The sequence below is a fragment of the Paenibacillus sp. MAEPY2 genome (assembly GCF_000499205.1).
GTDB lineage: Bacteria > Bacillota > Bacilli > Paenibacillales > Paenibacillaceae > Paenibacillus > Paenibacillus vandeheii.
Genome location: NZ_AWUK01000038.1, coordinates 1 through 22,252 on the forward strand (window position 1 = coordinate 1; position 22,252 = coordinate 22,252).

18 protein-coding genes and 1 pseudogene are annotated in these 22,252 nt (G+C 44.8%); 11 read left to right on the forward strand and 8 right to left on the reverse strand.

The window, feature by feature from the left end; translation table 11 throughout:
• Positions 1 to 66: 66 nt before the first annotated feature.
• From P364_RS0127185 to P364_RS0127200, 4 genes are all read right to left on the reverse strand, one after another.
• Complete coding sequence (locus tag P364_RS0127185) at positions 67 to 489, reverse strand: hypothetical protein (protein WP_024633183.1); 423 nt, start codon at positions 487 to 489, stop codon at positions 67 to 69.
• 216 nt (positions 490 to 705) lie between these two features.
• The gene (locus tag P364_RS0127190; RefSeq protein WP_024633184.1) at positions 706 to 1,536 is read right to left on the reverse strand and encodes a carbohydrate ABC transporter permease; all 831 of its coding nucleotides are present in this window, start codon (positions 1,534 to 1,536) and stop codon (positions 706 to 708) included.
• 1 nt (position 1,537) lies between these two features.
• Positions 1,538 to 2,410, reverse strand: coding sequence for a carbohydrate ABC transporter permease (locus tag P364_RS0127195; protein WP_024633185.1), 873 nt, complete (start codon positions 2,408 to 2,410; stop codon positions 1,538 to 1,540).
• Positions 2,411 to 2,478: 68 nt separating this feature from the next.
• Positions 2,479 to 3,792 carry an ABC transporter substrate-binding protein gene (locus P364_RS0127200; RefSeq protein ID WP_024633186.1) on the reverse strand — a complete coding sequence of 438 codons (1,314 nt, stop codon included), beginning with the start codon at positions 3,790 to 3,792 and terminating at the stop codon, positions 2,479 to 2,481.
• Between the two features lie 206 nt (positions 3,793 to 3,998).
• On the opposite strand from P364_RS0127200, the gene P364_RS0127205 reads away from it, so the two are divergent.
• From P364_RS0127205 to P364_RS0127220, 4 genes are all read left to right on the forward strand, one after another.
• Complete coding sequence (locus P364_RS0127205; protein WP_024633187.1) at positions 3,999 to 5,765, forward strand: cache domain-containing sensor histidine kinase; 1,767 nt, start codon at positions 3,999 to 4,001, stop codon at positions 5,763 to 5,765.
• A gap of 18 nt (positions 5,766 to 5,783) precedes the next feature.
• Positions 5,784 to 7,292: a response regulator transcription factor gene (locus P364_RS0127210; protein ID WP_029881334.1), complete on the forward strand. Its 1,509-nt coding sequence runs from the start codon at positions 5,784 to 5,786 to the stop codon at positions 7,290 to 7,292.
• Between the two features lie 185 nt (positions 7,293 to 7,477).
• A complete protein-coding gene (locus tag P364_RS0127215; RefSeq protein ID WP_024633188.1) occupies positions 7,478 to 7,993 on the forward strand; it encodes a GNAT family N-acetyltransferase in 516 nt (171 codons plus the stop codon).
• 168 nt (positions 7,994 to 8,161) lie between these two features.
• Entirely contained in the window at positions 8,162 to 9,295 is a 1,134-nt protein-coding gene (locus tag P364_RS0127220) for a serine hydrolase domain-containing protein (RefSeq protein ID WP_024633189.1), read from the forward strand.
• 122 nt (positions 9,296 to 9,417) lie between these two features.
• Here the strand turns inward: P364_RS0127220 and P364_RS0127225 are convergent, their stop codons facing one another.
• The 3 genes and pseudogenes from P364_RS0127225 to P364_RS37025 form a co-directional block, all read right to left on the reverse strand.
• The gene (locus tag P364_RS0127225; RefSeq protein ID WP_236642265.1) at positions 9,418 to 10,362 is read right to left on the reverse strand and encodes a DMT family transporter; all 945 of its coding nucleotides are present in this window, start codon (positions 10,360 to 10,362) and stop codon (positions 9,418 to 9,420) included.
• Positions 10,363 to 10,513: 151 nt separating this feature from the next.
• Entirely contained in the window at positions 10,514 to 11,773 is a 1,260-nt protein-coding gene (locus P364_RS0127230; RefSeq protein WP_024633191.1) for a TraB/GumN family protein, read from the reverse strand.
• A 15-nt stretch (positions 11,774 to 11,788) separates the two neighbouring features.
• A pseudogene (locus tag P364_RS37025) lies at positions 11,789 to 11,917 on the reverse strand (heavy metal-binding domain-containing protein); the annotation flags it as partial.
• Positions 11,918 to 12,074: 157 nt separating this feature from the next.
• Here P364_RS37025 and P364_RS0127240 point away from each other — a divergent pair.
• The 3 genes from P364_RS0127240 to ppsA all read left to right on the forward strand — a co-directional run bounded on the left by P364_RS0127240 (position 12,075) and on the right by ppsA (position 17,538).
• On the forward strand, positions 12,075 to 12,827 hold the full coding sequence (locus P364_RS0127240) for a response regulator transcription factor (RefSeq protein WP_236642454.1): 753 nt from the start codon (positions 12,075 to 12,077) through the stop codon (positions 12,825 to 12,827).
• A complete protein-coding gene (locus tag P364_RS0127245) occupies positions 12,824 to 14,563 on the forward strand; it encodes a sensor histidine kinase (protein ID WP_024633193.1) in 1,740 nt (579 codons plus the stop codon). Before P364_RS0127240 ends, P364_RS0127245 begins: the two co-directional genes overlap by 4 nt.
• Positions 14,564 to 14,922: 359 nt before the next feature.
• Complete coding sequence (gene ppsA, locus P364_RS0127250) at positions 14,923 to 17,538, forward strand: phosphoenolpyruvate synthase (RefSeq protein WP_024633194.1); 2,616 nt, start codon at positions 14,923 to 14,925, stop codon at positions 17,536 to 17,538.
• A 100-nt stretch (positions 17,539 to 17,638) separates the two neighbouring features.
• On the opposite strand, the gene P364_RS0127255 is transcribed toward ppsA, so the two are convergent.
• Complete coding sequence (locus P364_RS0127255; protein ID WP_024633195.1) at positions 17,639 to 18,064, reverse strand: MaoC/PaaZ C-terminal domain-containing protein; 426 nt, start codon at positions 18,062 to 18,064, stop codon at positions 17,639 to 17,641.
• Between the two features lie 428 nt (positions 18,065 to 18,492).
• Between P364_RS0127255 and P364_RS0127260 the strand changes: the two genes are divergently transcribed.
• The 4 genes from P364_RS0127260 to P364_RS0127275 are packed head-to-tail and all read left to right on the forward strand — an operon-like array spanning position 18,493 to position 22,251.
• Positions 18,493 to 19,482, forward strand: coding sequence for a LacI family DNA-binding transcriptional regulator (locus tag P364_RS0127260; RefSeq protein WP_024633196.1), 990 nt, complete (start codon positions 18,493 to 18,495; stop codon positions 19,480 to 19,482).
• On the forward strand, positions 19,475 to 20,356 hold the full coding sequence (gene rbsK, locus P364_RS0127265) for a ribokinase (protein ID WP_024633197.1): 882 nt from the start codon (positions 19,475 to 19,477) through the stop codon (positions 20,354 to 20,356). The genes P364_RS0127260 and rbsK overlap by 8 nt, the downstream gene beginning before the upstream one ends.
• On the forward strand, positions 20,353 to 20,754 hold the full coding sequence (rbsD, locus tag P364_RS0127270) for a D-ribose pyranase (protein ID WP_024633198.1): 402 nt from the start codon (positions 20,353 to 20,355) through the stop codon (positions 20,752 to 20,754). Before rbsK ends, rbsD begins: the two co-directional genes overlap by 4 nt.
• A 15-nt stretch (positions 20,755 to 20,769) precedes the next feature.
• Positions 20,770 to 22,251, forward strand: coding sequence for a sugar ABC transporter ATP-binding protein (locus P364_RS0127275; RefSeq protein ID WP_024633199.1), 1,482 nt, complete (start codon positions 20,770 to 20,772; stop codon positions 22,249 to 22,251).
• The last annotated feature ends 1 nt before the right edge of the window (position 22,252 follow it).

Here is a 22,252-nt window from a genome sequence, read left to right on the forward strand (position 1 = left end):
GATTGGATTTTCTTCTTTTATGGTGAAACAGACTGAAAGAAAGAACTAAAGGAACATGCAATTTTATTAATCTGAAACAACGAATCCATCAAAGTTCTCGGGACCAACACGGATCGTACCCAACAAGTTGGAGCTTACGAATGCAGAGTATGTCAATTGAGGGGTAATTGGAGGATTGAAATCATCCGCAGAGAACGTAATAACTTGAGGCGCCAAAACACTCAAACTAAATGTGGAAGTGGCTGAGTATATTACAGGGTCAGTCGGCAAAGTACCTCTTACAATAGTAATCGTTACGCCGACAAGAGCTAATGGCAATTGTACAGAAACCGTCCCCTTAAATTGAGCTCTAGGGTTAGTTCCTGCGCCTGCTGTCTGAAGACCAATTTGGCCGAACAATTGCGGCGTGTTAATTACGAGGATCGGAATAGCAATCGAGTTAGCCAAACTTGCGTTTTGTGATGTTCTCGCATCAAGAAATGTTGTCATTGAATCTACCTCCTAATCAATGGAATAGAATAGTATATTCGAGGGTTATTAGTATGCTTGGACTTCTGGATATAATCAAAAAAAAGGCATTTTAATAAACGAATAGGCAAAATTTCAGATAAATACAGATCGATGAAAATTAGAGAACATGAACAAAAACGCTTTAGGGAATGAACCCAAAAGCGTCTCTAATGTTATTTCTATATAAATAAATATTCACCCTTTGACTGCTCCTGCCGTAAGACCGCTAACGATATATTTCTGTCCAAACAGGTAGAGGATAAAAACAGGCAGTGAAGTCAGGACAAGGTTAGCAAAAATCAAATTCCAGTCTCGGCTGTATTTACCGTAGAAATTGTAGATCGAAAGCGGCATCGTCCACGTTGAACTGTTCGTAAGGAAGTATACCGGAATCGTGATATCATTCCATACCGACATAAACACCATGATCGCAACTGTTGCGTTTACAGGGAGGATAAGCGGTGTAACGATACGGAAAAACACCCCAAATACACTGGCGCCTTCCAGAAACGAGACCTCGTCCAGCGCTTTCGGGATGGTTTTGATAAATCCGCTATATAAAAATACGCTGAAAGCGGTATTTAGTGCTGCGTAAATCAGAATGACACTTGATATGCTGCCGTAAAAGCCCAATCCCTGCACGACCCGAATCGTCGTAATGATGGACATCGGTGCAATCAGTCCCATGAAAAAATACATATATATTGTGTTTGAAACTCTGGTGTCTCGGCGTGCCAGAATGAAAGAAGCTGCTGATGAAGCAACTATGTTGATGATGGAAGAAATGCCCGTAATCCAGATGCTGTTCAGGAATGCCCTGGACAGACCACCTTCTTCAAATACCCGGACATAGTTTGAAAACTGCCATTTATCCGGCAAGCTCAAGGAGAAGCTGAGTACTTCAGCGCTCGTTTTGAACGAACCGAGAATCAGAATCACCAGAGGCAGCAGAATGAGTAAAGAGGCGAGGAGCAGAAATCCTTCAACAATATAGTTGCGAATAGCGAGTTTGCGTGTATATCCCATGTTATTCCGTAACCTCCTTACGCCGCATGAAAATCAGTAGCGGTATAGCAATAATCGTGACAACCACAAACAGAAGAGTATTGACTGCGGTACCAAGTCCCCAATTTCCTTCACCGAAGGAGCGGAGAATGATCGTACCCACAACCTGTGAAGCGTTGCCTGGACCTCCGCCGGTCATGACATATACTTCTGAGAATACTTTGAGTCCGCCAATCAGTGTCAACATCAGATTAATATTGATGGCTGGCAGCAATAGGGGCAGCGTAATTTTGAAAAAACTTTTCCAGGAGCTTGCGCCGTCAATCGTCGCCGCTTCATAATATTCTTGTGAAATGGATTGCAACCCAGCCAGATAGATAGCCATTTGGAATCCGGCGCTTTGCCAGATGGACACGATGGCAATCGTCCAGATGACAAGGGAAGGATTGGTCAACCAGGCCTGACTCAATGAATGTAATCCAACCGCCTCCAACACGCGATTGATCGTACCCTCCGTGCGCAGCATGGGTGTGAACAGGATGCTGATGACAAGAATGCTCAGTATGGATGGGGAGTAGAATATTGCGCGTAGCAGGTTCTTCGTTTTTAATCTCATATTTAGGGCCACGGCCAGCAGCAGGCCAATAATATTTTTGCCAGCAACTGTAACAACGGCGAAAATCGCCGTATTTTTAAGCGCCAGGATAAGCGTTTTGTCCGAGAAAATCTTCTCGAAATTGTCCCATCCGATAAACTTCAGATCAATTCGATCCAGACGCCAATCCGTGAAGGAGTAGTAGAAAGCAGCAATAGCCGGGATAACAAAAAAGATGGAGTAAATAAGTAGTGCCGGAAATACCATGTAATACGAATATAAATTTTTTGCCCTTTTCATGTCTCACGCTCCGTTATGGCTAGGCAGCACATCATTCAGGAATGACCTGCTGCCCTGTATTTCACTTCTTAGAAACCGGAAACGCCTTTATCCTGCATCAGTTGACTGAACTTCTCATCCCAGGATTTCAATACTTCCTCCGGTGTCAAACCGCCAGCGAATTGATCCTGCAGTAACCTGTACAACTCGCTGCGATCTACCAGCATGTAAGCATCCGTGGTCAACACGGTTTTCTTCGGCAGGATGTAATTGTCGACGATATCCTGTTTGTATGCAGGTAACTCTGGTGTCGTGACGTCGCTAAAATTGGATACATAACCTTTGGAATCTACGATTTGTTGTGCGATCTCCTTGGAGGCGATAAAGTCCAGAAACTGTTTGGCTTCCTGCAAATGCTTCGCTTTCTTTGGAATGAACAGTTGTCCTCCAAGCGGACTTGCACCCAGTTTGGCATCATCGGAGGACGGAATTGGGAATACGCCGAGTTCCATGCTTGGATCCTGCTGTGCTACGCCTTCGATTAGCCAGTCTCCCATAAACATCATCGCAACTTCTTTGTTCAGGAATTTGCCAACCGCCATGTCATAGCTGTCGCTAAGCACATCCGTGTTGGTATACCCCTTGGTGTACACTTCGTATTGCTGCTCCAAAAATGTTTTAAACTCGGGAATATCGGACCATTTCTTCTTGTTGCTGTTGAGCTCATCAAAAAAAGTCGGATCATTTTTGGCTACAAAATCGGCAAATGCTGCTGCAGGCCAAATGTTCGCAGCCCAAGCATCTTTGTAGGGCATGAATACCGGAGTGATGCCGCTGGCTTTGATTTTTTCACAAATGGCCAGAAACTGTTCATAGCTTGTCGGAATGGACAGACCCAGGTCGGCAAAAATCTGTTTGTTGTACACGACTCCTTGCATGCCCGTGTCCTGACTGACATGGAAGCTGTAGATATGGCCGGCAGCGGAGAGCACATCCTTGTTTACAATTCTGCTGGCCCAGGACTCGTTATCCAGAATTTCGAAATTGCGTTCAAGATTCAGGTCCGTAATCGCGCTGGCCAAATTGTATTGAATGATATCGGGCGTTTCGTCTACAGCCAGCTTGGTTTGCAGCACGGTCGTTGTTTGCTCAGCCGGAATGAGCTGCAGATTGACAGATATGTTAGTCTGTTTTTCAAACTCATCGAGAACATCCTGCTGAATAAACGCGGAATCCTGTGAGCTCTTGGAAATGGCCAGTTCGAGTGTGACCTTGGCGTTCTTGCTGCCATTGCTCGTAGTCGTACCAGAATCCGTACCCCCTGATCCGCAAGCGGTCAACGAAATGGACAACAGGCTGGCCAGAACAATGGATGCTGCTTTTTTTCTTTTATGCAGTTTCAATGCAAATCCCCCTCTGAGACATTTAATGAATCCGTTTACAAGTCCAATTATAAAATCCAATTCTACTCCGGTACATGTCTGTGTTTGAATGTTTATGTGTAAAATCCTGAACTTGAAATCGCTATCATTTCATTCAAACGCATGCTACAGTTAGACATGATGCAGACGAGTTACACAGCATGACTGAACAGGAGGCTACACGAAGAATGATTAAACTTATACATAAAGCTACACAATTCAGCTTGCAGACTAAAGTGTTTTTGACATTTCTGGCTCTGCTTTTGTTCGTGTTAGGCTGCTTCATCGTATATGTGAACCTTGTCGTTATCCGCCCGCTTACACAAAAAACGGAGGAGGACACACGTATCACTGCCACAAAGGTACGTGAACAGGTTGACTTGTACGTAGAGCAGCAAAACCAGATGTCCCAGCGTATATTGTCCAATAAGGACATCTTTGTAACGATGGACAAGAGTTCCTTGGCTCCAAGTAATTATGAAAGACTGAAACAAATCAGGAAACTAAAAGATATCATGTTCCAGGCGATCGGCCCCAGCATGAACATCAAGGACATGTCCATTTATGATAAACAAGGTGTGCTGCTCACATCGTATATTGGTTCAGGACATGCTCCAACGATCCTGAGTACCATGATGGAAAAAAGCAGGAGTGGGCGAGAATGGAACGGGAATGGTTTTATCCTGCTCCGACAAGCAGACATCATCTCATTTGTCCGAACAATAAACGATCAGAATGGGAAGCTGTACGGATACCTTAGTATTCAAATGGATCAGGCTTACATTCAAAAACTTACGGAAGGAATTACAGCAGGGGATGTTTTTATTCTAAACAAGCAAGGGGAGCAGATGACCGGCTCCGAAGTGAGAAAGCACGCCTTAGAGTGGACGGAGCCATTATCCGACGAGGGACTGGCAGTTGATGAACAAAATAATAATTATGTGACACATGCCACATCTCACGAAACGGGTTGGATTACTTTTATCGTAACACCGAAAAATTCGGTGTTAGGCTCGATCCATTCTGTACAAAGCATGTCCATTTTGCTGATTACAGCGCTAATGCTCATTTCTTTTGTGTACATTTTCTTCTCCACGCGCAACCTGCTGCTTCCGATTCGCAAGCTTCGCAGCCAGATTTGGCGCATCAATTACAGCAATATGAAGCTGAAAGTAGAGGCTCGGCCTAAAAATAACGACCTGCTCCTGCTGAATGAAGCTTTTCAGGATTTGATGGAGCGATTGCAGGAGTCCATTGACCGCGAGAAAAAGGCATTACAAGAAGAAGTCACCGCCAGGAATTCCGCCCTGCAAGCTCAGATTGCTCCTCATTTCCTTCATAACGTCCTTTATTTGATCAGCATAGCTGCTCAAGAGGGGAAAACCCAGGTCGTGTCAGACATGTGTAAACATCTATCAGACAGTTTACGTTATATTGTTTCATCCCCTTATGCACATGTGACAATGGCGGATGAGCTTGAGCATACGAGACATTATTTGTCGTTGGTGCAGCAGAAGTATGAAGAAGATTTGGAGTGGAACATCGATGCTGATGAACTGGCGAGTGAGGTCCGGCTGCCTCGGCTGGTGATTCAGCCTTTTGTGGAAAACTGCATTGAGCATGCTTTTTTTAATATTACACCGCCTTGGCGTATTCAAATTACCGTGAAGCAGTATAACGGATTATGGGCTTTGGAGATCAAAGATAACGGAGAAGGCTTCCCGCCAAACAAAATAGAAGAGATTTTATCCAATATCCAGAAGTCCGGCACCGGAATGAATCAATCCCCCGATCGCCATACCGCACTTGGCAGCATGGGAATCGTCAATAGCGTCAACCGGCTTAAACTGATGTACAGCAATCGGCTAATTTTTAACATGTACAACAATCATACTGACGAGGAAAAAGGGGCAACCATTCAAATCATCGGCTCAATGACAAAGGATTTTTATTGATCACAGGAGGAGCAGATTATGTATAACATCATGATTGTTGAGGATAGCAAACCTATATTACGCAATATTAAAATGCTTTTGAGTAAGCTGAATTTTCCAATTCACGTGGCGGTTACGGCTACGAATGGGAAAGAGGCGCTGGCAGTGCTCCAGAAGGAGACAATCGATCTTCTGTTGACAGACATTCGTATGCCCAAGATGGATGGTTTATCCCTCATTGAGCAAGCGAAGCTCGCCCAGCCGGAGTTGAAGGTCATACTAATCAGTGGATATAGTGATTTTGAATATACGCGAAAAGCATTGAATTTGCAGGTGTTCGACTATTTGCTGAAACCTGTTGAGCCAGAGGCGCTGGAGGAAGTCATGGGCAGAGTTATTAAGGAGCTCGATCAATTGAGGTCAAGGAACGTTCATCAGTTGCGGGAGATCGTTGATTCCCATAGTTATGCTGAACTCAAGCTAGGAGAGAATTTTACTTTTTTTGCCCAAATGATGATCATTATACGCAGACAGCCCTTTACCCGGGAACGGGAACAATGGGGACAAAGGACGTTACAGGCTTCTTTGGAGGATTTTTTTGCTCCACGTTCCTGTAAAGTATTTCAGAGCCAAACTCCGCATCAATTCATCGTTTTTGTGAATAAAGGGATTGTTGATTTGTATTCTTCTGTACATGAATGTCTTGAATCGTTAAGACGCCATTTGGTTGTACAAGGTATGGATACAATCATCGGGGGACAAGGGGTAGGGTCTGAAACGGTTAATTTGCCGGAGCTTTACCACCAAATTTCGTCCATTTTATCGACCCATCAGCGACTGAACCATGGATTGGTGCTGGACAGCGGAAAACCTGTGTCTATGGCAAGATCTGAGGCAGGCTCCCTGAATAACATATTGGAATTGGATTTTATCCACATGATACAGGCTCACCAGAAGGAACGGTTTGCCCTTAAGCTGTCTGAGCTGATGAATCGATGGACAGAGGAAAACGTGCATGTAAAAGAAGTGGAACGATTTATCAATCTAGTGGTGGATACGTTCGCACATTTGAATGAAGAGCAGGGGGCGGGAATTAGGCTTGGTCTGGATCTTAGAGCAAAAAAACTATTTGATGAAGAAACATATGCCGATTTCTGCCGTGAATTAACGGAATGGATCGGTCAATGTTTTGAAATGCTTCAATCCCATGAGCGGAAGAGCAGAGAAGTTCTGTTTGAGCAAATGGATGAGTACATCAAAAGGAACAAGTATACCCCAATATCCATCAATGACATTGCCATGAAGTTTCACGTCAGCCCCTCTTACGTTAGCAGAGTGATTAAAAACGTAACGCAAGTCACGTTTGTTCAGTACTATACCAACCTTAGAATTAAGGAAGCATACAGACTCATGGAGTGTCAGCCGGAGATGAAGTTTAAGGAGTTATCAGATCTGTTATCGTTCAGTGATCAGCATTATTTCTCCAAAGTGTTTAAGGAATATACGGGACTTAGTCCGACAGAATATAAAGAAAGACTGCTTAAATAGTCCATTCAAGGAAAAAGGTATTAAAATTCCGAAAACGTTTGCCAACTATTTCAATCTGCCTGATTTCATTATTTTATGTTGCAAACTATACAAAATTAGCGTAAATTAAGGATATAATAATTGTTGTATTTGCAACAAAAAATTCTAAACAAGCTATTGATTCATAGAAGGAGCGATACATCATAATGACAGTGGAAATAAGAGTGTGCAGACGCGAGGATTTACAAAAACTACAAGAGATTAGTATAGAAACATTTAACGATACATTTAAAGATCAGAATTCCCCTGACAATATGAGAGCCTATCTGGAAAGAGCATTTAACGCTAAACAGTTGGAGGTTGAATTATCCAATAGCTGTTCAGACATCTTTTTCGTCTACTATAATGATGAACTTGCGGGATATTTGAAGCTGAACAGAGATGAAGCTCAATCCGAAAAAATGAGTGATGCATCACTTGAAATTGAGAGAATCTATATCAAGAAAAAATTCCAAAAGCATGGACTGGGTAAATATCTGCTAAATCAAGCCATAGAAACCGCATTGGAACACAATAAGAAGAAAATCTGGCTCGGGGTATGGGAAAGAAATGACAATGCCATAGCTTTTTATCATAGAATGGGGTTTGTTCAAACCGGATCGCACTCTTTTTATATGGGGGATGAGGAACAAATAGATATCATTCTGGTCAAAACACTCTAGTCATCGTACCGATTCTAAAAAATGTAGAGATCGTTTATAAATAGCTTTCTATTAGGTAGTGGTCAATGCACGAAAATGGTCGTATATTAAATATAAGTGGGTCATGTGGATGAACACAGATCCACTTTGTGCATTGATATACGATTCTACATAGAAGGACGGGGAAATATGGACTTTAAACCACTTGCTTCATTTATTGATCGTATCACATCATGGAGAATCCCATGGGCAGAGGTGCTTGTGATGCATCAAAATAATACCGTTTTCCGTTACCGTAATGGTTACGCCAACCTGGAGGAGCAAACGCCCATCGGCGAAGATGCGATCATTAATCTCTACTCCATGTCAAAAATCATGACCTGTGTGGCAGCGCTTCAGCTCGTTGAGAGAGGGCAAATGCTGCTGAACGATCCAGTGTCCGATTTTCTGCCCGAATATGCCGAAATGACGGTAAAGAAAACATTACCGAACGGCGAGATTAGACTGGAAAAAGCGACAAGAGCGATTACGGTACGCGACTTGTTTACGATGACTGCCGGATTCTCCTATGACATTGGCTCACCAAGCATTCAGGAAGCTGTGCAGAGCACCAATGGCAAACTACCGACACGCGATTTCGCGAAAGCGCTCGCCAAGGAACCGCTTCTGTTTGAACCAGGTACGCAGTGGAACTACAGCATGTGTCATGATGTCCTCGGAGCTTTGGTGGAGGTTGTAAGTGGCAGACGCTTTGGAACGTATCTGCAAGAAGAAATTACAGGACCGCTCGGCATGAATGATACGGCATTCGACCTGAACGCTGAGCAGCAAGACCGCCTGATCCCGCAGTACGCATACAATGATGAGCTCGAGAAAGCCGTTCGTATGGATGGAAACGGATTCCGGGTAGGGACTGAATTGGAGAGCGGTGGTGCCGGGCTATTGTCCACCGTTAGCGATTATGCACTGTTCCTGAACGCACTGACTGGACGTGGGACCAGTCCGGAAGGCGTGCGCATTCTGTCACCGGCTTCAGTGGAACTGATGCGCACGGACCATCTGAATGATCTGACCCGTGGCGATTACTCCTGGGATCAAATGAGCGGGTATGGTTATGGGCTGGGTGTACGTACACATGTCTCCAAGTCGCGCAGCGGCTCGTTAAGCCCACTTGGCGAATTTGGATGGAGTGGGGCTGCCGGCTGTATGGCCATCATTGATCCGGACTCCGAGCTCACCGTCATGTATGCGCAGCACCTGCTGAACAGTCAGGAGCCTTACGTTCAGCCTCGGTTGCGAAATGTCGTTTACTCTTGTTTATAATGTGGGAAATTGAAGTCGTAATACACAAAAAAGTCGCTATCTTAGCGACTTTTTTGTATTTAGGGAGTTAGTTATTGTCCAAATCAAAGTGGGTAATCTCCATTCGTTTGCACAGAAAAATATTATTTTGATGAGGTTACTCGATTGACCATATAAATACCGATCGACACGAACAGCAATGCGATCAGATTTTTGAGTTCCATAATCGTTTCTCCCAGAAATAACGCCGATAGCAGAGTGCCGAACACAGGGATAAGAAAGTTATACACCGATACTTTCCCCACTTTGTTGTATTTCAGAAGCAGATTCCACAAGCAAAATGCGGCTGATGAAAGTAAAACTAAATAAATCAGGATTCCCGTTGATTCAAATGTAAAATGTGTAACCCTGCCGCCAAGCAGGAGGCCCAGTAGGGTGAGTGCCAGTCCGCCGACAAACAGGCTAACTCCGGTAATAACCAGGACGTCGATGGAGCCAGTTAAATGTTTTGCATATATGGCTGTAATGGAAAAAATAAGAGCTGCAATAATAACGAAACCTTCACCTGTGAGAGAGAAGGAGAATTCCAACAGATCGGAGTGAAAATTAACAATAATTACGCCAATAAATCCTAGCAAACAGCCGACTATTTTATTTTTGCTCAGTTTATCATTTTTATATAGAAAATGAGCTAGAACAACACTGAAAAAGGTCGTTGTCGCATTCATAATCGATCCTTTGACACCTGTTATATTGGCTACACCTACATAAAAAAACATATACTGCAGCCCCGTTTGGAACACGCCAAGTAATATTAAGCTTGAAAATTGTCTTCCAGACAGCTCAAATTTTCGTTTAGTCATAACACGAAACAAGAACAGGAGCAGTAATCCAGCTAAAACAAATCGGTAACCCGCAAATACAAATTTTGATGGAATATCTTCTGACAGGATGTCAAAAGCAATATATCCAAGCTTAATAAACGGGTAGGCACTTCCCCATAACAAGCAACATATACTTGCAACTAGCGTTACAAATAAAGGGTCGCTAAATTTTATCGGTTTCTCCATTGCTTTTATCTCATTCACTTTCAATCTTCTCCTCGCATGATATGTAAATGTGTAAGGGCTCATCGCACCTCACTGACCATATCATAAACTGCCAGTAGCTGTAACAAAAAAATGAAATTCCATTTCATAACAAGACTAAAAGGCTTATTCCTTCGGAGACCTATAATTATTACTTTCTTTCCACTTTAAAGCCCTCTTTCTCCAGCAATGGCACTACACCTTGATCTCCAAGCATATGCAGCATGCCAAGGACCACCATATATGTTTCTTTTTTATCACTGTTCAGATAGCCTTTAACCTTCTCAGCCATGTCCATATTGCGGTCAGTCAGAAGGGCTTTGTGATATTCAGCATCCCAATCCGAAGAATTAGTATATTCATTTAATGCGTTATCATCGCCTTCAATCCACATTTTGGAAAGATCATCAAGTCCTCCATCTGGAGAAAGGATGACCGGAGCAGATGGGTCTACGGTTTGCAGCAACAGTTTTTCCTGCAGAGCGTCGGAGTAGTTGTTGTTCGTTTGGAACTGGGAATCAATAGTTTCCAGCGAAATAACCGGTTTGGTTGCTTGATTGGCTTTATTGATCAGATACTGGTCAATCCCTATCTCTGATTGATATCCTTCATTTCCAACGATAATGACCAGAATGTTTTGTTGAACGAACCACGGTTTAAAGCTATCGAAGCTGTTTTCTGGCAACCCGTTCGCTTTCAGTAATGCCGTAACCTTGTCATACGTATCTGGAGATATATGATCTTTCAGTGTCGTGCCGTCTTTATATACACTAAGGTCCAATATATGTTTTTGCAATTCTTCAGGAGCGATCTTGGACAAGTCAACCTCCACACCCAAGTAATCCGCAGCGTTCAACGCATTTTCAATCTCTGGACGAAGAGGGTACATGCCTTCCTGTACATAGTGAATGGAGCCGAGCAGATATACTGTGTTGCCTTTATGCTCTACTTTCCATAGGAACCCTTGGCTTTCATTGGATTGATGCTTGGAAGTAAGGGAAACCTGGCGCAGCTTTTGATCCCAGGCCACTTGATATCCCGCAGTTTCAGCGACAAAGCGGAGCGGCACATACGTTATATTCCGAATTTGCTTTGGCGCTGCATCCAAATTGACTGCATGGCCATTTGAAATTGCATTCGTGCTGCCAACCTTGAGAGATAAGGAAAGACCATCTTTGACACCTGTGACCGTATGGGTCGCTTTATCCCATTTCACATGGACATCCATCTTCTCCAGTAAGAGACGAACGGGGACGAAAGTTACTCCTTTTTCTACGACTGCTGGGGTCTGATTGAACTGGATCGACTCGCCATTCAGCGATACGGATAACGCTTTTTCTGCTGCATGAACGGATGAGAGTCCGGAGGTAAGTAAACATAGGGACAGGATTGAAGCCGTGATTTTTTTCATCTGCATGTAAGCTCCTTATAGTGAATTGATAATAACTGCCGTTCCGCTGACAGCGACCATGAGCATATCTTGACGCACTACTTCGTAATTCAAATTGGCGCCGATTACGGCATTGGCTCCCATCTGTGAGGCTTGCTGTGTCATTATAATCAAATGGTTTCCTCCTAAAACAAAGTGGATTTGCCGCGGTTTCTCATTTCCTATGCTAACAGCGTTACTGAAACAGAGCCTAAACGCGTTGATGAACAAGCGCTTAAGTTTGCTCAAACTGTTTAGGTTCTGTTAATGTGAGTATGCTACGATGAAATGGGTGAAAACGATGACCAATCAAAATGATATTAAAATCGCAATTGTCGACGACGAGCCTTCGATTGTCACCATGCTGCAAATGGTGCTCCGTAGGGCAGGGTTCCATCAGCTGTACGATGCTTCCACCTGTGCGGAAGCTCTCCATCTGGTACAGCGCGTTGCCCCGGATATCGTCCTGCTCGACATTACGCTCCCAGACGGGAGCGGTCTGGAGCTCGTCTCCAAGCTCCGTGAATACGGAAATCCGCATATTTTGTTTCTGACAGCTAAGGCATCCGATCTAGATGTGCTGAGGGGATTCGCCATGGGCGGGGACGATTATATTACCAAGCCCTTCAATCCATTGGAGGTAGCTGCAAGAATACAGGCACGCATACGCCGTTTGGAGTCAGAAGCTCCAATAGCAAATCAGGTGAAACGTCCTGAACCGGGGATATACCGATTCGGTCGCTTCATCGTCAACGAGGCGGAAGGGGAGTTACTCGTGGAGGGACAGCCGGTTCCTTGCCCTGCCCAAGTCTTCCATCTGCTGCTGCACTTCTGCAAGTTTCCGGGGGTCGTATTTTCCAAAACACAGCTCTACGATCAGGTGTGGGGGATCAACGGACAGGGAGATGACTCGACGGTAATGGTACACATTCGGCGCATACGAGAGAAGATCGAGATCGATCCAGGAAATCCAAAGCTGCTGCTGACTGTACGTGGGCTCGGCTACAAGCTGTCAAAGGAGTTTCAGGAGCAATGAAGATACAACAGCGCATATCCTTCCACTTCACGTATCAATTGATCTTTTATACCCTGATTATTCTGGCGATTACTCTCATTGCTTGCATTATATTTTTTCAAAACACGACAAATAGTGAGCTGCGCCGGAACTTTCCGGTTGGCGCCTTGCAACTGATTGCTCAAGAAGCTTCTTCAAAGGACGGGACGATTCAGATTTCCCCCAAGTGGAATAAGCTCATTGAGGAAAAAGGAATGTGGATGCAGGTTGTAAATGCCGAAGGAGAGGTCATCTACAAAGTAAATACAAACTCGCATGATGGACTGTCGGCTTCGTATTCTGTTGTCCAACTTCTTGATATGCAGGAGACGAGAACACTTGGAACGTATGCTGTTCAAACTCATCTGAACTTTGCTTTTAATGTGCCGGTTCTGTACATCCTTGGCTACCAAAGTCCTGACCTTGACCAGCTCATGACCTGGTTTGACGCATACGGGCAGCAGGGGATGGTATCTGGCGAGAAGGCTTCCATTCTGGATCAGCAGCTGCGTGAAACCGGCAGCTATCTGCAGGTAATCAACTCTGCGGGGCATACCGAGCAAGCCATCGGTGATGAAACGTACTTGCAGAAGGGGTACCGTCCACTGGACATTCTGGCGATCCAGCAATCGCCCAGCAACTATGATACGAATATTGTCGCCCATCGTGATGAGCTCAGCGGAATGACTTGGGTCCTTTATACGCCCAATCCAACAGGAGATCCTTTGAAACATCCCGCAATGGATACGGCAACCCGCGGACTCATGTGGTTTGCAGGCCTAGCGCTGCTCTTGGCAGTACCCTTATCGATCTGGCATGGCTACCGTTACGGTCAGCCGCTGATTTTGTTCGCAGGCTGGTTCGAACGGATGGGACGTGGGCAGTATGATCAGGTTCTCACCGCCAAGGACAAGCGCAAGATTTTCCGCCCCAATGGCACGATGCGAAACCGCTACAGGCTCTATAAGGAAGTTATCGAATCCTTCTATCGAATGGCCGATCAATTGGCCCAAACCGAGAAGGAGCGTGAGAGGCTGGAGAAAGAGCAAAGGGAGTGGATGTCAGGAATTTCGCATGATCTGCGCACGCCACTGTCCACCATACAAGGTTATGGATATATGCTGGAGAGCTTACCGGAACAATGGAGCCAAGAGGAGATGCGAACCATGGGATCGACGATCCGGGAAAAGGGGGATTATATGCTTGAGCTGATCTCTGACTTTTCCATGATCCATCAACTCAAGCAAGGCGACTCAATGATTCAGCTTCGGAAGATCGATTTGGTTGAGCTGGTACGCTGCTCCGTACTGAAGTACGTTAATGACGTTACCCTGTCGGAGTACCAGTTTCATTACGTCGGGGAGGAGCGTGCTATATGGGTACAGGCTGATGAAACCTGGCTGCTGCGGTTAATGGATAACTTGCTTTCCAACGCAGTGAAGCATAACCCGTCAGGCGTGAATGTTACCGTCTCCATCGGCAGAATGAACGATAAGGCATGCATACGTGTATTAGATAATGGCAAAGGCATGGACGAGGAAACGTTGCAGCATTTGTTTAATCGCTATTATCGGGGAACGAATACAGAAGAATCAACGGCTGGCTCTGGACTCGGCATGAGCATCGCCAAAATGATCGTGGAAGCACACGGCGGAGAAATTCATGTACAGTCCAAAGAGTGGCAAGGTACCAAAATTGAGATTTTATTGCCCTGCTGAAATGTTTACCCGCCCTGGGAAAATGCTCTTACAGAAAAAGCAGCCTACCTCTATTTGAGGACAGGCTGCTTTTTCTGTTGGCTTCAACATCTGTGATACATAACATGCTGCACGACAGTAATCTGGTTGAGGAGAGCCGTGTTTCTATAGGATTAGTATTATTTGAAATCAAAAAAATAACTTGGATAATTATCCCAGGTTCTTCGATATTGTATACAAACAAATACAATGATATAATCAGATTACATTTCTTTTGATGTGGAAGTCATAAGTATTGTATCTTATATTTAAATCTTATCATGGCGGTAAACTCTTTGTCAAATGTTTTTTTCTCAATTTACTGGTTAGGGGAGATACGAATGAGTTCTTTGGTTATCGGATTTCAGGAAATGGAAAAATTGCAGCTTGCACTCGTTGGCGGAAAAGGGTTAAATCTAGCGAAGTTATCAAAGATTGAAGGCGTACTGGTCCCCGAAGGATTTTGTGTGACAACGGTTGGATATCAACAAGCCATTGAACAAAACGAATCGTATCATTCTTTGCTGGATCAATTAGCCATGATGAAAGGTGATGAGCGAGAGCAAATTGGTGAAATCAGCAGAAAGATCAGGGAACTTATTATGGGCGTAGACATTCCTGCCGATGTTGAAAAAGAAGTTGCTCACTATCTCTCCAAGTTTGGAGAAGGACATGCGTATGCAGTGCGTTCCAGTGCGACCGCTGAAGATTTACCACATGCCTCTTTTGCTGGTCAACAAGACACGTACTTAAATATCATCGGCAAAGAAGCAATCATGCAGCACATTAGCAAATGCTGGGCTTCCCTGTTTACAGATCGCGCGGTAATTTATCGTATGCAACATGGATTTGATCATGGTCAGGTGCATTTATCCGTTATCATACAAAAGATGGTTTTCCCAACGGCCTCAGGAATTTTATTTACAGCTGATCCGGTTACGTCCAACCGGAAAGTGCTATCCATTGACGCCAGTTTTGGACTGGGTGAGGCGCTGGTATCCGGCCTGGTATCTGCCGATTGTTATAAAGTACGGGATGGTGAAATTGTCGATAAGAGGATAGCCACCAAAACGTTGGCGATCTATGGACGGAAAGATGGTGGGACGTATACACATCAGGTTGATCCCGTTCTGCAGCAGACGCAAACACTTACTGAACAACAAATTTTAGAACTGGCAAGCATGGGAAAACAGATTGAAGCACATTTTGGTTTTCCACAGGATATCGAATGGTGTTTGGCGGATGATACGTTTTACATTGTTCAGAGTCGTCCAATCACTACTTTGTACCCGATTCCTGAAGCGAGTGACCAGGAAAATCATGTGTACCTATCTGTCGGGCATCAACAAATGATGACTGATCCCATGAAACCTCTGGGCTTATCTTTCTTTCTATTAACGACTCCGGCACCCATGCGTATTGCTGGTGGAAGATTGTTTGTTGATATTACGCCTAGGCTGGCTTCGCCTGTCATGAGAGAAAACTTCATAAATACCATGGGACAATCCGATCCGCTCCTTAAGGACGCACTTACAACCATACTCAAGCGAGAGAATTTCATAAAATTGTTACCTGCTGATGAGTCAGCCTCAAGTCCTCGTACTGACAATAAACCGAGCACGTCAGAGGCTTTCCAAGCAGATATTGTAAATGATTCAACGATTGTCTCTGATTTGATTAAGAGCAATCAAGCCTCAATAGATGAGCTAAAACGCAGCATACAAAACAAATCTGGATTGGAATTGTTTGATTTTATCCTTGAAGATCTCAAAGAATTGAAGAAATTTCTATCTGACCCACGAAGTTCAAATGTGTTCATGACGGCCATGAAGGCTTCAGCATGGATCAATGAAAACATAAAAGAATGGTTAGGTGAGAAAAATGCAGCAGATAAGCTCTCTCAATCTGTACCTAACAATATCACTTCGGAAATGGGTCTGGCATTACTCGATGTTGCAGATGTGATTCGTCCGTATCCGGAAGTCATCGCTTATTTGCAGCATGTGAAAGAGGATAACTTTTTGGATGAGCTGATTAAGGTGGAGGGCGGACAGGAAACCCGAGACGCCATACAGGAATATCTGGACAAATACGGAATGCGATGTGCCGGAGAGATTGATCTTACCAGAACCCGTTGGAGTGAAAAACCCACTACGCTTGTGCCAATGATTCTGGGGAATATCAAGAACTTTGAACCTAATGCAAGCAAACGGAAATTTGAGCAAGGGCGACAGGAAGCGTTGCAGAAAGAACAGGAAGTATTGGATCAATTGAAGCTATTGCCTGACGGTGAACACAAAGCCCAGGAAACGAAACGAATGATTGACCTGGTTCGCAACTTCATCGGTTATCGGGAATATCCCAAATATGGCATGATTAATCGCTACTTCGTATACAAACAGGCTTTATTAAAAGAAGCCGAACGACTTGTACAAGCGGGCGTTATTATTGAAAAAGAGGATATATTCTATCTCAATTTTGAAGAACTTCGTGAAGTCGTACGCACTAATAAATTGGATGAAAAGATCATCAGCCAGCGGAGAGACGATTACAAATACTATGAAAAACTAACTCCACCTCGTGTGCTCACGTCTGATGGCGAAATCATCTCAGGTCAGTACCAACATGAAAATCTGCCAGTCGATGCTATTGTAGGTCTGCCTGTTTCTGCCGGGGTCGTAGAGGGACGAGCACGCGTCATCTTCAATATTGAAAATGCAGATCTGGAAGATGGAGATATACTCATCACCCCCTATACGGATCCCAGCTGGACACCCTTATTTGTATCTATTAAAGGTCTGGTCACTGAAGTGGGTGGTGTGATGACCCATGGAGCTGTGATTGCACGTGAATATGGGCTGCCAGCCATTGTCGGAGTGGAGAAAGCGACCCAGCGCATAAAAGATGGGCAGCAAATTCGGGTGCATGGAACAGAAGGATACATCGAAATTTTGTAATGGTACATGGACTAAAATGTATAGTAAACGACCGTGCATCAGACCTGATGTGCGGTCGTTTTTATTTTCAAAATTCATAACGAAACCGTATGGTACAAATTCAATTACTAATCAGAGCACTTAATTCTGCCTGAAAGACCTTTTCATTCTGTTGATTAAAAGTAGTGAGCAATATGGTAACGATACCACCATAATTCCTTTTTGGAGCCAAATCAATTACTTCTGCTAGAACATGAATTTCATCATCTGGGAACACAGGTTTGATGAACTTTATATCATTCATGCCGGTTCCTGCAACAATATCTTCTCCATATATCCCTAGTTCCACCCAAAGCTTGAAGGACGTGCTCATCGTCTGCATGCCTGAAGCAATGAGGCTGCCGAAACGGCCTTCTTTGGCTTTTGCTTCGTCTATGTGCATATATTGAGGATCATAAATTTTCGCAAAATCAATAATATCCTTCTTTGACAATTGGATAGACTCTGTTCTATAAGACTCATCTTTAACATACTCGTTAAATTTCAATGATGTACACCTCCAATATCTACTCTAATGGATAGGTCGAATTTAAGGCAAGCCGATCATGAAGAACATTCATATTTTCGAATTCCGAAATCATTGATCTCAATAAAAGGAGAATCCCCTACAATTCGTTTGCTTATTCCAGGTCAGCAACTTCTCTAAGGGAGTGAATTCACCCCCAAGATATCGGAGTATCTCCTTGAAGCAGATGATTTTAGTCCATGATTCTGAGAACCAACGAATGAAGACGATTTAATTTGCTTTTGTATACATAAGACTCATTTAGAAAGATGATATATCTTGATGATGAAGCTTAAATTCACGGCTTTTCTGGCTACTTGGATAAATTTCCAGTAATAAAAGCATTGTCAAACTTAAAAAAATATGATATTTTCATATCTGTAACCGGTTACACATAGGAGTGAGCGTTCATGACAACCATTAAAGATGTAGCTAATTTGGCTGGCGTTTCGGTAGCCACTGTATCAAGGGTCATTAATGAAAGAGGTTATGTTCATGCGGACACTCGCAAGAAAGTGGAGGAAGCGGTTAAGCAGCTTAACTTCTCTCCCAATGAAGTGGCCCGCTCTTTATACAAACGAAAGTCCAAACTGATTGGCCTGCTGCTACCGGATATTGCAAACCCTTACTTTCCGCAGCTTGCCCGCGGCGTTGAGGACCGGATGCAGGAGCAGGAGTTCAGACTGATTTTTGGAAATAGTGATGAGGACGAACAGAAAGAAAAGGATTACATCCAGACTTTTATCCAGAATAATGTGGTGGGCGTAATCTCTTCAACGAATTACCCTCATTCTTCAATATATGAAAACTTGAAGATCCCCGTGGTGTTTCTGGACAGGACGCCGCTGGACAGTCCCTCCGTATATGCGGACGGCAGAGAGGGCGGACGCCTGGCTGCGCGAGAGATCATCAAGCGTGGAAGCCGCCGAATCACGGTCATGCAGGGACCGACACATATCAAACCTGCGCAGGATCGTTTTGAAGGCGCAATTGAGAGCATACGTGAGGCCGGTCTGGATTACCGCGTCATCCAAACGACATCCTTTTCCATTAACGATGTTGGGTTATGGGCGGATGAACTTTTTAGCAAGTACGGTGATACGGATGGAGTGATTGCCAGTAATGACATCGCTGCTATGGCGGTGCTACATGAGGCATTGCGAATCGGAAAAAAAGTTCCGGAGGATATGCAGATTATCGGCTTCGACGATATCCCGATGAGCAGCTTGCTATCTCCCGCGTTGTCGACCATTCACCAACCGGCATACGAGATGGGAAGGGAAGCCGCCGGTTTGCTTATCAAACTTGTGGAACAAGCTCCAATCGAAAATAAACACATACAGCTGCCGGTCAGTTTCATTGAACGGGGCACAACAAGAAAGGTGAATTCAGATGGCTAAAATATGCGTAATTGGCAGCAGCTCCATGGATCTGGTTGTCACTTCATCAAGACGGCCGGGGGCGGGTGAAACCGTCCTTGGCGATAGCTTCAAAACAGTGCCGGGGGGCAAAGGAGCAAATCAGGCAGTCGCTGCGGCAAGGCTGGGGGCCGAAGTTACGATGATCGGCCGGGTAGGCGATGATGCTTTCGGTACGGACATTTTAAATAACTTCAAAGCAAACGACGTAAATACGCAGAATGTGAAACCGGTTACACATATGGAAAGCGGTACGGCTCATATCGTGCTGGCAGAAGGTGATAATAGTATCGTGGTCGTAGAAGCGGCAAATCGCGAAGTTACACCAGCTTATATTGATGAAGCGGCAGAAGTGATCCAACGTGCCGATATCGTGCTAATTCAGCATGAGATTCCGGAGGAAACGGTAGTTCGTGTCAGCGAGATTTGTGCTCAAAGAGGAACCCCTCTGTTATTGAATCCAGCTCCGGCCAGAACAGTGCCAGATGAGGTCATCGACAAAGCTGCTTATATCACGCCGAACGAGCATGAGGCGGAGATATTGTTTCAGGGTATGACTCCGGCAGAGGCGCTGCGCAAATATCCAAACAAGTTGTTTATTACAGAGGGCAGCAACGGAGTTCGTTACTTTGACGGGGAACGGGAAATCGTTGTACCTACTTTCAAGGTGGAACCCGTAGATACAACAGGAGCGGGGGATACGTTTAACGCCGCATTCGCTGTCGCTTTGGCAGAAGGTAAACCGCTGCAAGACAGTATTCGATTCGCTAACCGGGCTGCTTCCCTATCGGTGACCAAGTTCGGGGCGCAAGGCGGAATGCCGATGCGGAGTGAAGTGGAGGAAAGTCTGAAATGAAGAAGCAGGGAATATTGAACAGTCATATCTCCAAGGTGCTGTCCGATCTGGGGCATACGGACACGATTGTCATCGCGGATGCTGGCTTGCCTGTTCCGGATGGCGTACTCAAAATCGATTTGTCCCTGAAACTGGGGACACCGAGTTTTCAAGATGTTGTGGAGCTTATTGCGGACGATATGGTTGTCGAGAGAGTAATTTTGGCAGCAGAGATCAAGGCAGGGAATCCAGAGGCTTTGCAATTTATTACTGAGAAATTTGGCAATGAAGCCGTTGACGCTTCCATCAGTCATGAACAATTCAAGGCATTAACCCGGAATGCCAAAGTGGTCATTCGTACGGGCGAAGCTACGCCATATGCCAATTGTATTTTACAATCGGGCGTCATTTTCGGTTAAAAGGGGGACGGCATCATGCATATTCAGATGCAAGACATATATAAAGCCTTTGGCACCAACCAGGTACTGAGCGGGGTGGATTTCGAACTGAAGGAAGGCGAGGTTCATGCCCTGATGGGTGAGAACGGGGCCGGCAAATCCACGCTTATGAACATTTTGATCGGTCTTCATGGACGGGATCAGGGAACTATCTCCATTGACGGCAAAGAAACCTATTTTGCCAATCCGAAGGAAGCTGAAAAGATGGGGCTTGCGTTTATCCACCAGGAATTGAACGTCTGGCCGGAAATGACAGTGCTTGATAATCTCTTTATAGGCAAGGAAATAACCTCGTCATTTGGGTTGCTGAACACAAAACAAATGAAAGCGTTTGCCGCTGAGCAGTTTGCCAAGCTATCCGTACAAATTCCACTGGATCGTCCTGCTGGGGAATGCTCTGTCGGTCAGCAGCAAATGATTGAAATCGCCAAAGCACTGATGACCGACGCCAAAGTCATCATTATGGATGAGCCGACAGCAGCGCTTACGGAGCGGGAGATACAGAAATTGTTCGGCGTAATCACTTCGCTTAAGAAAAATGGTGTTTCCATCGTATATATCTCGCACCGGATGGAGGAAATTTTCACCATTTGTGATCGAATTACGATCATGCGTGACGGCAAAACGGTAGATACGAAGTCGATCCCGGAGACGAGTTTTGATGAAGTGGTGCGGAAAATGGTTGGACGGGAGCTTACGGAGCGATATCCGGCACGAAATCCTTCGTATGGTGAAGTAGTCCTGGAGGTACGGGACGCCAGCAGTAAAGGGTTGTTCCAGAATATTAGCTTTACGGTGAGAGCAGGCGAAATCCTAGGGTTCTCCGGGTTGATGGGTTCTGGACGTACAGAGATCATGCGGGCCATCTTCGGTTTGGAACCTTTGGACGGTGGCGAAATTATGATTCGAGGCAAAAAGGTTCACATTCGGAAACCTGCCGATGCGGTTAAACATGGAATTGGATTTATTACCGAAGACCGGAAGGATGAGGGCCTGGTATTGGATTTCTCCATTCGTGAGAATATGGCATTACCGAATCTGTTCAGCTTCTCAAATAAAGGGTTTATTTCGACGCAGAAAGAACAGGAATTCGTCGATACGCTCATCAAACGTTTGCAAATCAAGACGCAATCATCCGAAACGGCGGTACGAAACCTGTCAGGAGGCAACCAACAGAAAGTAGTAATCGCCAAATGGGTCGGCATTGGCCCGAGTGTGCTTATCCTGGATGAGCCGACACGCGGCGTGGATGTTGGAGCCAAACGGGAGATCTATCAGTTGATGAACGAGCTGACGGACCGCGGAGTTGCAATCATTATGGTATCTTCCGAGCTGCCTGAAGTGCTCGGCATGAGTGATCGAATCGCGGTTGTGCATGAGGGACGCATTAGCGGTGAACTGGCAAAAGAAGAGGCAACACAGGAAAACATTATGACAATGGCTACAGGGGGACAATGAT